Genomic DNA, 12,283 nt, shown 5'->3' on the forward strand with positions numbered 1-12,283 from the left:
TAAATATGTTTCTTTATCCTGACTCCTGACTCCTGACTCCTGACTCCTGACTCCTTCTTCCCAAAATTTTCCAGAAAATTTAAACTACAGCTGTATAGGTAAAAAAGATGTAGTCTTATTTACTTATATTTAGAAAATATATGTTTGTTATTTCTAGCTTCCATCGATATCGGGTTCCTCTATTTTTATTCCTTTTTTCGCTGATAGCAGCATTTTCGTTGAAGCTAATGTCTGGCGATCGCCAAAATTTAGTCAAAATTAACCGGGAACATTATCAGCAAATATTCGTAGACAATAAAACAAATAATCTCACAGTGACAAATAATGTTCAGAAGACTGTGCTGGACAATGGGTTAACAGTCTTAACTAAAGAAGTTCATAATGCACCAGTTGTAACGGTGCAAGTGTGGTATAATGTAGGGTCAGCTAATGAAGCATCAGGAATAAATGGTATTGCTCACCAGTTAGAGCATATTATGTTTAAAGGCACAAAAAACCGTCCTGTTCAGTTTGGCAAGTTATTTAGTGCTTTGGGTAGTGACTCCAATGGTTTCACCAGCTATGAACAAACGGCGTATTACAATACTGCGGAAAGGGAAAAACTAAAAGCTCTGCTGGAACTGGAAGCAGACAGGATGCAAAATTTGCTCATTGATAACCAGCAACTAAGTAGTGAAAAGCGGGTGGTCATTTCTGAGTTACAAGGTTATCAAAATAGTTCTCAATACCGTCTCAAGCGTGCTGTGATGAAGTCTATATTTCCTGACAGTGCTTATGGTTTACCTACAGGTGGTACTCCATCTGATGTGGAAAAACTGACGGTTGAGCAGGTGCGGAAATATTACCAGCAGTTCTATAATCCTGATCATGCTATCTTGGTGATTGTCGGAGATTTCCCAACTGCACAAGCCCTGGAAACGGTTAAGAAGGTTTTTGGGAAAATTCCCAAAAGTCAACAACTTTCCCAACTTCCCAAATTGCCAATTCCCCAAATTCCTAAGTCTCCAGTAGTTTTAAGAGAACCAGGAGGGGTTAAACTATTACAGATGATATATCCCCTACCAAATTTAAATCATCCAGATATACCAGCTTTAGGGGTAATGGATTACATTTTAACAGCGGGAAAGAATTCTTATTTGTATCAGGTTTTGGTAAAATCTGGTTTGGCTATTGATATTTCTGCCCATGTTGCCAGTTTGCGCGCAATTGGCTGGTATGATTTATCAGTGACGATTGCACCAAGTCAAGATTTAGCAAAAATCAATATTGATATTCAAAATGCAATTACGAAACTGGTGGAAACAGGTGTAACTTCAGAGGAAGTTGAACGCGCTAAAAATCAACTTATAGCTGCCACAATTTTAAACAGACGTGATATTACTAGTCAAGGAATGCAGTTAGCTAATGATCAACTAATTGCAGACGATTATAACTATACAGAACGATATTTAGCAAAAGTCCGTCAGGTAAAAGCTGCGGATGTGATGGATGTAATTAACAAGTATCTCCAACCAGAAGCTACAGCAGTTGGTTTTTTTGAACCTCAAGAAGATGCTAAAAATGATCATCATCAATCATCCTTGATAGCACCTGAAGAAAATTTGAATGCTGGGGTAACAGTTGCTGCATCTGAAGTAATCAAGTATTTACCAAGCATAGATGATACTACTAATGATTTAACTCAAACTCTGGAAATACCTCAAAAATTAACTTTTGCTAATGGTTTGCAGGTATTATTATTGCCAGATCATAGTAGTCCGACTGTGACTTTAAGTGGTTATATCAAAGCAGGTAAGGAATTTGATCAACTGGAAAAGGCGGGGTTAGCATCCTTGGTAGCGGATAATTTGATGAATGGCACTAAAACTAAGGATTCATTAACTATTGCCAATATTTTAGCAGCTAAGGGAGCAAGTTTAGATTTTACAGCCCAACGAGAAGGTGTGCGTATTCAGAGCAAGAGTTTACGGGAAGACTTACCTGTTTTGTTGGAAACTATCGCAGATGTTGTTAAAAATAGTACATTTCCTGTTGATGAGTTAGAACTCAGTCGTCAACAGGCATTAAATGATATAAAGCTAGAACTAGATGATGCTGATGAGGTGGCTAATCGGAAATTTATTCAAGCACTTTATCCGCAAAATCATCCATTACATATTTTTCCCAATCTAGAAAGTATACAGAGAATTCAACGAGCAGATGTGATTGCTTTTAGGCAGAAACACTATCGACCAGATACAATGGTGTTAGTATTGGTAGGTGATTTTGATGTCGAGAAAGTGCGATCGCTCATCGAAACTCAATTTAGTGATTGGCAAGCTCAGGGAAAACCAGCGATGGTAAAATATCCCCTGGTGGTGATGACAGATCAGGGAGTGCGTGTTAGTTCTGTTCTCCCAGGTAAAACCCAAGCTGTAACTTATATGGGTTATGTAGGTGTTAAACGCCGAGATCCTAGATTTTATCCAGCTTTGGTACTGAATCAAATTTTGGGAGGAGATACTTTATCTAGTAGACTGGGATCAGAAGTGCGCGATCGCTTGGGTCTAACATACCAAATTTATAGCAACTTCCAAGGGGGAAAGAATATTGGGACATTCTTAATTGAAATGCAAACCAGTCCCGAAGATACTAATCGCGCTATCTCCACTACCCGCAAACTCTTAAAACAACTACATCAGCAAGGTGTCACCAAACTGGAAGTAGAAACCGCTAAACGTACTTTAATTAGTAACTATAATATTTCTCTGTCCAAACCAGAGCAGTTAACCGCTAGAATTCTCATGAACGAGTTTTATGGCTTAGATGAACTAGAATTACGTGCTTTTAGCGAAAAAATCCAAAAAATTACCATAAATGAAGTTAATCAAGCTGCTCGTCAGTTACTCGATGCTGATAAATTTGTAGTTGTCACCGCTGGACCTGCTATCATGGCGGATAATTCTATTAAGTAACAAAACTTATGTAGTTAGCTTTAATTATGCGTACTTACTTACTAACCCAAATTACTAAATTTTTATATGTATCTATTTCTATATTGACAGTATTTGGTTTTCTAGTTTTCATCGGTGCAACTCCAGCAATAGCAGAAAATTTATCTGGTGACATCCTCAAACAAGCACCTACAGAAATTACAATCAGTTTGGGTAATGCTGCTGGTGAACTTAAATTTGAGCCAAATTATCTAGAATTTCAAGCTGGTAAACGGTACAATCTCCGGTTAACTAATCCTAGTCCTGTCAAGCACTATTTTACTAGTAAAGATTTTGCTGATGGGATTTGGACACAAAAAGTCGAAGCTGGGAATGTAGAAATTAAAGGTGCTATTCACGAGCTAGAATTAAAACCCGGTGCAGAAGCAGAATGGGTATTTATACCAATCAAATCAGGAAAATATGGTTTACGTTGTACTATCGCTGGACATTCTGAAGCAGGGATGAAGGGAGATATCGTCATTAAATCATAAAACTAATCAGTGAAAATACTGGTGCAGAAATTTCCCTACTTTTTACAGGCCACAGCAAAACGTTCAATTCCTGCTAAATCATGATGAATGGAAATATGAGAATAATTACCATTCTTTTCCAGTAATTCCCGCACCACGTCCGCTTGTCCCATCATCATTTCCATCAACAAAACTCCACCCGAACGCAAATAAGCAGGGGAAATTTCGATCAAATGACGAATACAATCTAAACCATCAACACCACCATCTAACGCTAGATGTGGTTCATGTTTAACTACTTCGGGTTGCAAAGTTAGTACCGTCTCACTAGGAATATAAGGCGGATTTGATACTATCCCGCTCAACTGGCCTTTCCAGGATTCCAAGGGTTCACACCAAGAACCTTGGTAAAATTGAATACGTTCTCCAAAACCTAAATTTTTAGCATTGGTTTCAGCAACAGCTAAAGCTTCAGAACTAACATCAACTGCATAAATTGTGGCATTTGTCAATACCTCAGCTAAACCTAGTGCGATCGCTCCACTTCCAGTCCCCAAATCTGCCCAGTGACCTGATTGTAAACTGCCACTTTCAGCAGCAACCACAGCCAAATCAATCAACAGTTCTGTTTCTGGTCTAGGAATTAAAACCGCATTTGACACAGCGAGTTTAAACTTTCGCCAAGGTGTAGACCCAGCAATATACTGGATCGGTAAATGTTCATGTAAGCGCCTTTGCCAAAACTGGTCTAATTCTGCCAAAGACAACTGCATTTTCAGAACCTGCCATGCTTTGAAAGACTCTAAACGCAGTGTCAAGCGGTCTAATCCAGCTATTTCCTGCAACAGCCAATCTACTTCTACAGGAGAAATATTAGCAGCGATCGCAGCTTGAATAGCTTGATTTCGCCACTGCCAAACTTCCATCCCAGTTGGTGGCTGTTGCTTGTTCATGTTAAATGTTACTTAGACGGTAAAGTTTTCGGCTTGGGAGCATTATCTCTGGGCAAAGTCTTGATATATTCTCTAGACTCTGGGGATGGAACTAACTGAACTTGGTTTAACCAGGGATCATTTTTATCTTTTAAAGTTTTTATCACCCCATCCACATCTATAACTTGAATATCCGCCGTCGGAAACTTTGGCTTCACTTGGTTCAACAAACCTTGTGCATCTTGTTTACTTAAGAACAAAGGAATCATTTGCTGTTTATTAGCACCCAATTGAATTGGTACATATCCTTTATCTGATGCAAATCTCACTGCGAATACAGGAACGCTCTTAAATTGGTCTATTTTTTGACCACTGGCTTTTAGCAAAGCTAAAGCTCCTTTTATCTCCTGATCTACAGGCTTAAAGGCGAATAAAAGACGATTGGACTGATTTTTACTTTGTTGTAATTGTTGATAAATTACACCTAAAGGAACGGCTGTCACTTGGAGTTTTTTAGCCATGTCTTCTAGTTTTGGGTCTTTCTTTTTGGCATTTTGCAATTCTTTAATAAATGCCAAAGCTTCTTTGCGACTCATGTAAACGCCTGTGACTGAACCGGCTTGTTGCCCATTTTGTGCTGGCAAGGTACGACTCAAAGGGAGACCTTTATCATTAGTAATCAAGTAAACTGGTACTGAGTCTAATTTATCTTTTATTTGTTGTTCTGATAATGCCAACACAGGGAAACTGCCAGCAAACACTCCTCCCAACAACGTACTACCAACTAAACCCAAGGTTAAGCCCCAGCGAATCAATGATTTCATAACTACTCCTCATCTCAATATCAATAAGAGAATTAACTTAGACAATCAGAAAATGGCTTGATTTTATACAAAACCAGAGGCAAGTATCTAATCAGCTATTCTATCTGTAAATAACTTTATAGATTTACCTAATTGTCTTCAATTTTGCCTTGCTATTGATTAATTGCTGCATTAGTCTATTATATTTTTTCTCCAGGAGTGAGTGGTTTCCGGGACTCTTCATCAAACACAACGCTATTTTATCGTTTTTATTGGTTTCAGGTTACAAGTGACGTGATGACTTCATCAATCGTTCCAACTGCGATCGCTTCAATATTTTAACAAATTGTGACAAATCTATATAAAACTCAATCAATATTCACTTAATGAGATAGTCAAAGCGCCCCTATAGACTCCATCGAGATTTAATCCCAACGTTGCCTTTACTTTTCTGAAAATATTTGCTGCGGCATTTACATCAGCCCTGCTATCAAGGACCGTTAAGTTTTTACGCCAAGCTCCGAAGCTTAACCTCAAGGGTTTTCAGCCTATTTTCTTATAATTTTCTCCATATTAAAATCAACTAATAGTGGCTATTTCAGTCACTAGTACACGGCGGCGTAAATGAATTAACCGTTTTCAATGTTTGAAAAGTCTATTCTGTCTTAATTTTGACTTTTGACTTTCGCAAAGCGGTACGAGTAAATTAAACATTTTAACTTTCATCAAAAATCGGGATGACAGGATTCGAACCTGCGGCATCCTGCTCCCAAAGCAGGCGCGCTACCAAGCTGCGCTACATCCCGAAAATACCACTTTACTATTGATAGTTTAGCTAAACATAACAGTAATTATGTTTTGCTCAAGCATCTTTCTAACTATATCATTCTCAAAGCGGATTGCCAACCCCTTAACTGGAAAAAACTAAATTACTTCCTTAATTAAGAGTTTTTTTGTTGACTGAGCCTGACGAGGTTGATTTTGCTAGATGATTACTCTTCGCTAAACCAACTGAACAATAGCACATTTTCGGCATGATAGCGAATTTATGGTGGCAACCTGTTTTGTTTGCAAATGGAGGATCATTGAGGATACCAAAACATCCCTTTAATACCTTCTGGGTCAGGCATAAATCCCATAGTCCTGTAAAAATCTACAACATGGGGATCAGCGAAGAGAGTAACATTGCTAATTTCTTCACTTCTGAGCTTTTTAAGGACATATTTCATCAACGCCTTACCCAGTCCTTGACTTTGGAAGTCTGGATGAACTACCACATCCCAAATAGTGGCATTAAAAGCATGATCTGAGGTAGCACGGGCAAAACCAATTAAGCGTTTTTTGTTTCCTCGTACTTGCCACATAGACGCGACGAGAAAACTATGCTCAATGGCTTTTTTTACTTTTCTCAGGGGACGACGCGACCAACCAACAGCATCACAGAGTTCTTCTAGTTCATACAGGTCGATATCTCGCTCAGTGCTGAAAACGATGTTATCGCTACCGGCGCTAGAGTTGCCTCTATCTCCCCGTGGATACTCTTCAAATGCGGTTGTTTTATTTGTCGCTACAGATTCAGAACTACTAAACCAAGTTTTCCAAAAACCCATGCCAACGTGGTTCGGGTAACATGACTGAATTGGGTACTGCTATATAAAACCTAGACAAAGCTAGACTTTACTTTCTACTTCAACAGGAGCATGGGAGCGGTTATCCCTCAGTAGACTTACACGCTGTAGCCCAACGCGTTTAGCTTGGCTACGGCGTAGCCATCTTTCTAAAGTTAAGATTTTGAAAAAGACTACTACTATCATTGCTTGGTTTTCGCGTCGGCAATAGTCTTAATTCACTACTTGATATCTTAGGATTATAGATCAAGTAGTGATTTTTTTAACCACACTATATTGATTTTTGTCAACATAAGTATAGCTTTGTCTAGAAAATTGTCAGCTTAGGACTAGCTCTCTTTGAGAGTGTTGATTCACTAGTAAAATTATCGTCTTTGCTCTATCTTCAGACACATAACTTGACGTACTCCACACACTCCCCTATACCTTTGGCACGCTTACGCGAACGGGTGAGTGTGGGCTTCTCAGTGACTCTTCTATGAAGACATTGACTGAGCTTTAAGACCGTGCGCCCCACGGTTCTTTAGTGGTTTCCAAACAGTTGTTGTTTTATTTAAATAGGCTGCTTTTCAGCATTTAATTGGACTACACCTATTGGTTAGCAATATATCAAATATTTTGAAAAAAACCAAGAAGTGTTCATTCCTTATCGACCAACATTGCTAATTTCGCTACTGACACATCCTTTATCTTGACAGATTATGTGAACCATCTTAACATAAAAATATGGTTTTTAGGTCGTCGCCATGATTATTTACGAGTTCAAAATCAAAGGAAAAGATAAACAATATCAAGCAATAGATGAAGCTATTCGTACCAGTCAATTCATCCAAAACAAATGTTTGCGTTACTGGATGGAGAATAAAGGTGTGGGGCGATATGATCTTAACAAATATTGTGCGGTATTAGCATCTGAATTTTCCTTTGCTGATGAACTTAATTCAATGGCTAGACAATCTGCTGCGGAACGTTCTTGGAGTGTAATAGCTCGATTTCACGATAACTGTAAGAAAAAAGTTAAAGGTAAAAAGGGGTTTCCCAAGTTTAAGAAAAATTGCCGTTCTGTTGAATATAAAACAAGCGGTTGGAAACTATCTGAAACTAGAAAAACAATCACTTTCTCTGACAATAAAGGAATAGGTACTCTCAAATTAAAGGGTACTTATGACTTGAATTACTACGACATCAAGCAAATTAAACGAGTACGTTTAGTACGTCGTGCCGATGGGTATTATGCCCAATTTGCAATTGACCTAAATATTCGAGTTGAAACACAACCAACTCATCAAGTAGTAGGTTTAGACCTGGGGCTTAATTACTTTATCGCTGATTCCAAAGGCAATGTAGAAGAATGTCCCAAATTTTACCGTAAGTCAGAGAAACAGCTAAATCGTGCTAATCGCAAGAAATCCAAGAAATTCAGTAGAGAACGTAAAAAAGCCAAACAACGACAATCTAACAACTACCACAAAGCTAGAAATAGGTATGCTCGTAAACATTTAAGAGTAAGTAGGCAGCGAAAAGAATATTGCAAGAGATTAGCGTATTCCGTTATCCAATCTAACGATTTGGTAGCCTATGAAGACTTAAATGTTAAAGACATGATAAAAAACCGACATTTAGCTAAATCAATTTCTGATACTGGGTGGTCAACTTTTAGGCAATGGCTAGAATACTTTGGACATAAATATGGGAAGGTAACAATTGCTGTTCCTCCACATAACACTTCTCAAAATTGTTCTAATTGTGGTCAAAAAGTACAAAAATCTCTATCAACTAGAACTCATGTTTGTCATCATTGTGGGTTTGTGGAAGATAGAGATGTGAACGCCAGCATCAATATTCTACAATTAGGATTAAGTACCGTAGGGCATACGGGAACTTACGCTACAGGAGATTTGCCCTCTTGGGCGATTGGTGTAAACCTGTCGTCTAACGGTGAGTCTATGAATGTAGAATCCCCTCGTCTTTAGACCGGGGAGTGTCAAGTAGAATTTCCATTAGTAGTTAGTATGATATCAAACTTCCACTTTTAGCTTTAGTTTTAACAAAGCAAGCAAGTCTTACCTCCCACAATGACTTCCGGTTTAAAATCTTCGACTTTGGAACTCCTAAAACGCTTTAACCGAGCGTTTCCCCAATTTTATGAGCAATTTGTTAGCAGTGAGATTCAGTTGCAAAATTTGCGTCTGGCATACCGTTTATATAAAACCAGACGGGCTGTAATTGAGATGAAGCCAGAAGGTAGCAAAAGTGCGCTGCATTTTGCTTACCGTAATCAGTCTTTTCTCCTCAGCGATATTTTTGGTGTACTGGCAGCTTATGGTTTAACCATTCACGGTTTGAGTCTCTATGGTCAGATTCAACCGCCAATGTTAGTTTTTATCAAATTACTGGTATCCCGTGGTAGCAAAGCCCTGACCGAAAAAACCGCAGAAAATGTTTGCCGTGCCATTCGTGAGGCGCTGGGAAATCGGTTTGAGGTAGAAGAAATGTTAGCTGTGGAATTTAATCTCAATGCTGGTTTAGAGCAAGTACAAACTGAGTTCTATGTCGATCCGGTTTTTCACCTCCCGGCCTTGGTGATTGAAGCCGATAATCAACCAGGATTATTTTATAAAGTCATGTATGGTATCTGGCAAGAAGACCTGTTGGTAGTCAATGCCAATTTGTTAGTTTGGCGCGGACGCACACGGCTAATACTCTATTTATTGGGTCCAAACGAAAGCCTGATTCCTGAATATCTCGGTCACAAAATTGCTGAAGGAGTTCGACAGAGGTTACTTGGTCATTAACAGGGACTGGGGATTGGTGATTGGGGATTGGGGATTGGTGATTGGTGATTGGTGATTGGGGATTGGTGATTGGTGATTGGGAATTAGGGATTGGGAAAGAATTTTCTCCTCTGCTCCTCTGCACCCCTGCACCCCTACTCCCTGAATTATTTTTCCTTCCGTATTTAGTCGCACCCGCCCTTCGGGTTACGATATACGTATGGCAACAATAGAAATCTTCGGCGTTCCACACGCTTATGAATTGACGGCTCCCACGTCTTGCCCCCATGCTTTAGTATTTATCCACGGTTGGCTCAATAGCCGTGGATACTGGCAACCTGTGATTTCTCGCCTATCAGTGGATTTTCAGTGCTTGTCTTATGATTTGCGAGGTTTTGGAGAATCTCAGTCTTATGCCAATTTAGATTTTAATCGGGCAGAAACTGTTTTAAAGCTCAATTCCACTACAGATCCTAAATTGGTTAGCTATCCTGCTGATGCTACGTATTCTCCATCTGCATACTCTCAGGATTTAGTAGCTCTTTTAGAAGTTCTCAATATTCCTAGTGCTTGGCTAATTGGTCATTCTTTGGGAGGAACAATTGCTTTATGGACAGCGGCTCAACTGCCTGACCTTGTTAAAGGTGTTGTTTGTATTAATGCAGGTGGTGGTATTTATCTAAAGGAAGCCTTTGAGCAGTTTCGCTCTAGCGGTCAAAAATTTCTACAGATTCGACCACGTTGGTTGTACCAATTACCTTTAATTGATTTGCTGTTTAGTAGAACTAGTGTTTCACGTCCTTTAGACCGCTATTGGGCGCGTCAACGTGTTATTGACTTTGTTGTTGCTGATCCAGAAGCTGCACTAGGGTCTCTTTTAGACTCTACTACGGAAGAAGAAGTGAATCGCTTACCTCAGTTAGTTTCCCAACTAAAGCAGCCAGTTTATTTTTTAGCTGGTGCTGATGATAAAGTCATGGAACCCAAATATGTACGTCATTTAGCCAGCTTTCATAGACTTTTCCAATACGTTGGCGATAATTTTATTGAAATTCCTAATTGTGGGCATCTAGCAATGTTAGAACAGCCCAATGCCGTTGCTGATCATATTCGGTCATTAGTCATTAGTCATTAGTCATTAGTCATTAGCAAAAGGCAAAAGGCAAAAGAAAGATAATATTTCCCCTCCGCTCCCCTGCTCCCTACATTCCATACAATTCCATGACTTGGGTTAAAGGTAGTCGAGAATGAACGCCCAAGGTTAGAGGAGATTGGTGTCCACGGGATAGATGATCAGCTGCTGCACAGCCTATCATGGCGGCGTTGTCAGTACAAAATTTTAAGGGGGGGAACAGGACTTGTAGATGATGCTCGACTGCTGCTGCTTGTAAATGCTTTCGCAGTCCACTGTTGGCCGCTACGCCTCCACCTATGGCAATTGTATTTAAACCATAGTCACGGGCGCAGGCGATCGCTCTTTTGGTTAAAGCTTTGGCTATAGTTTCCTGGAAGCTGGCCGCAATATTAGCTACTGGCAATTCTCCACCATTTTTCTCTAACTGCTGCACTACACGCAGTACCGCTGTCTTTAAGCCGCTAAAACTACTATCGTAGGGATGATAACCGCCACCCGGTAAAGAAATTCTGCCTTCTGGGAGTGCAAAAGCTTGGGGATCTCCTATTTGTGCCAACTTGTCAATAACTGGTCCGCCCGGATATCCCAGCTTTAATAACCGCGCCACTTTATCAAAGGCTTCACCCGCAGCATCATCACGGGTTTCTCCCAAAGTTTCGTAAATACCACAATCCTTTACATAAATCAAGCTTGTATGTCCGCCTGAAACGAGTAAGCTAAGAAATGGGGGATCTAATTTGGGCTGTGCCAAGTAAGTGGCGTAGATATGACCTTCGAGGTGATGAACTCCCAAAAATGGTTTTTTATGCACCATCGCTAGGGTCTTAGCAGCCGTTAAACCTACTAATAATGCTCCTACCAGTCCTGGCGCACAAGTGGCGGCTATACCATCAATTTGTCCCCAGTCCATTGAACTTTCATCCATAGCTTGCGCTATTTCTTGATTTAGCGTTTCCAAGTGTTGCCGTGATGCTACCTCTGGCACTACCCCACCATACTGCTGATGAATGGGAATTTGCGAGGCTATGATACTGCTACACACTTGACGATTCTTCACGATTGCCACAGCAGTTTCGTCACAACTGGTTTCGATAGCTAATACGGTTGTCATAGGGAATAGGGAACAGGGAATAGGGAATAGGGAACAGGGAACAGGGAACAGGGAATAGGGAATAGGGAATAGGGAACAGGGAATAGGGAATAGGCAAGAGGCAAGAGGCAGAAGGCAGAAGGCAGGAGGCAGGAGGCAGGAGGCAGAAGTCATTAGTTATTGGTGAAAATCTTCCTCCCCTGCGTCCCCTGCGTCCCCTGCGTCCCCTGCGTCCCCTGCGTCCCCAGTCCCCAGTCCCCAGTTCCCAGTCCCCAGTCCCCAGTTCCCAGTCCCCAGTCCCCAGTTCCCAGTCCCCAATCCTTACTTTTGGTTGCGAAGCTTTAACTTTTATTTACTTAAACTTTACTCGATTCCCAGCCAAGAGTATGATGACTTGCTAGTTATCTAAATTAAACACTGTACAAGCCGCTTCGTTTTGTACAACAAACTTCTTGTTTTGTAATAAAAGGAAACAA

General features: G+C 40.2%; 10 protein-coding genes and 1 tRNA gene. 5 read left to right on the plus strand and 6 right to left on the minus strand.

Annotation, left to right across the window (positions count from 1 at the left end; translation table 11 throughout):
- The first annotated feature begins 140 nt into the window (after positions 1–140).
- Positions 141–2,954: a pitrilysin family protein gene (locus VB694_RS01825; RefSeq protein ID WP_323358610.1), complete on the plus strand. Its 2,814-nt coding sequence runs from the start codon at positions 141–143 to the stop codon at positions 2,952–2,954.
- Positions 2,955–2,980: 26 nt separating this feature from the next.
- Positions 2,981–3,466 (plus strand): plastocyanin/azurin family copper-binding protein, encoded by a 486-nt coding sequence (locus tag VB694_RS01830; RefSeq protein ID WP_323358611.1) that lies wholly within the window; start codon positions 2,981–2,983, stop codon positions 3,464–3,466.
- A 35-nt stretch (positions 3,467–3,501) separates the two neighbouring features.
- Here VB694_RS01830 and prmC read toward each other — a convergent pair whose 3' ends face one another.
- The 5 genes from prmC to VB694_RS01855 form a co-directional block, all read right to left on the minus strand.
- A complete protein-coding gene (prmC, locus tag VB694_RS01835) occupies positions 3,502–4,398 on the minus strand; it encodes a peptide chain release factor N(5)-glutamine methyltransferase (protein WP_323358612.1) in 897 nt (298 codons plus the stop codon).
- 8 nt (positions 4,399–4,406) lie between these two features.
- A complete protein-coding gene (locus tag VB694_RS01840) occupies positions 4,407–5,201 on the minus strand; it encodes a Tic22 family protein (protein ID WP_323358613.1) in 795 nt (264 codons plus the stop codon).
- A 711-nt stretch (positions 5,202–5,912) separates the two neighbouring features.
- Positions 5,913–5,986: transfer RNA gene (locus VB694_RS01845), tRNA-Pro, on the minus strand.
- A 276-nt stretch (positions 5,987–6,262) separates the two neighbouring features.
- Positions 6,263–6,790, minus strand: coding sequence for a GNAT family N-acetyltransferase (locus VB694_RS01850; protein ID WP_323358614.1), 528 nt, complete (start codon positions 6,788–6,790; stop codon positions 6,263–6,265).
- Between the two features lie 60 nt (positions 6,791–6,850).
- The gene (locus VB694_RS01855) at positions 6,851–6,994 is read right to left on the minus strand and encodes a hypothetical protein (protein ID WP_323358615.1); all 144 of its coding nucleotides are present in this window, start codon (positions 6,992–6,994) and stop codon (positions 6,851–6,853) included.
- 560 nt (positions 6,995–7,554) lie between these two features.
- On the opposite strand from VB694_RS01855, the gene VB694_RS01860 reads away from it, so the two are divergent.
- From VB694_RS01860 to VB694_RS01870, 3 genes are all read left to right on the plus strand, one after another.
- Complete coding sequence (locus VB694_RS01860) at positions 7,555–8,781, plus strand: transposase (RefSeq protein WP_323358616.1); 1,227 nt, start codon at positions 7,555–7,557, stop codon at positions 8,779–8,781.
- A 102-nt stretch (positions 8,782–8,883) separates the two neighbouring features.
- Positions 8,884–9,603 carry a hypothetical protein gene (locus VB694_RS01865; RefSeq protein WP_323358617.1) on the plus strand — a complete coding sequence of 240 codons (720 nt, stop codon included), beginning with the start codon at positions 8,884–8,886 and terminating at the stop codon, positions 9,601–9,603.
- A 199-nt stretch (positions 9,604–9,802) separates the two neighbouring features.
- Positions 9,803–10,717, plus strand: a complete 915-nt coding sequence (locus VB694_RS01870; protein WP_323358618.1) for an alpha/beta hydrolase — start codon at positions 9,803–9,805, stop codon at positions 10,715–10,717.
- Between the two features lie 67 nt (positions 10,718–10,784).
- Here the strand turns inward: VB694_RS01870 and tsaD are convergent, their stop codons facing one another.
- Positions 10,785–11,828: a tRNA (adenosine(37)-N6)-threonylcarbamoyltransferase complex transferase subunit TsaD gene (tsaD, locus tag VB694_RS01875; protein ID WP_323358619.1), complete on the minus strand. Its 1,044-nt coding sequence runs from the start codon at positions 11,826–11,828 to the stop codon at positions 10,785–10,787.
- Between the last annotated feature and the right edge of the window lie 455 nt (positions 11,829–12,283).

The sequence above is a fragment of the Anabaena sp. UHCC 0451 genome (assembly GCF_034931405.1).
Lineage (GTDB): Bacteria > Cyanobacteriota > Cyanobacteriia > Cyanobacteriales > Nostocaceae > RDYJ01.

What these genes read in the sequence shown, in the direction of transcription:
- VB694_RS01825 (WP_323358610.1), top strand. Translation starts at nt 141, where the DNA reads ATGTTTGTTATTTCTAGCTTCCATCGATATCGGGTTCCTCTATTTTTA.
- VB694_RS01830 (WP_323358611.1), top strand. Translation starts at nt 2,981, where the DNA reads ATGCGTACTTACTTACTAACCCAAATTACTAAATTTTTATATGTATCT.
- prmC (WP_323358612.1), bottom strand. Translation starts at nt 4,398, where the DNA reads ATGAACAAGCAACAGCCACCAACTGGGATGGAAGTTTGGCAGTGGCGA.
- VB694_RS01840 (WP_323358613.1), bottom strand. Translation starts at nt 5,201, where the DNA reads ATGAAATCATTGATTCGCTGGGGCTTAACCTTGGGTTTAGTTGGTAGT.
- VB694_RS01850 (WP_323358614.1), bottom strand. Translation starts at nt 6,790, where the DNA reads ATGGGTTTTTGGAAAACTTGGTTTAGTAGTTCTGAATCTGTAGCGACA.
- VB694_RS01855 (WP_323358615.1), bottom strand. Translation starts at nt 6,994, where the DNA reads ATGATAGTAGTAGTCTTTTTCAAAATCTTAACTTTAGAAAGATGGCTA.
- VB694_RS01860 (WP_323358616.1), top strand. Translation starts at nt 7,555, where the DNA reads ATGATTATTTACGAGTTCAAAATCAAAGGAAAAGATAAACAATATCAA.
- VB694_RS01865 (WP_323358617.1), top strand. Translation starts at nt 8,884, where the DNA reads ATGACTTCCGGTTTAAAATCTTCGACTTTGGAACTCCTAAAACGCTTT.
- VB694_RS01870 (WP_323358618.1), top strand. Translation starts at nt 9,803, where the DNA reads ATGGCAACAATAGAAATCTTCGGCGTTCCACACGCTTATGAATTGACG.
- tsaD (WP_323358619.1), bottom strand. Translation starts at nt 11,828, where the DNA reads ATGACAACCGTATTAGCTATCGAAACCAGTTGTGACGAAACTGCTGTG.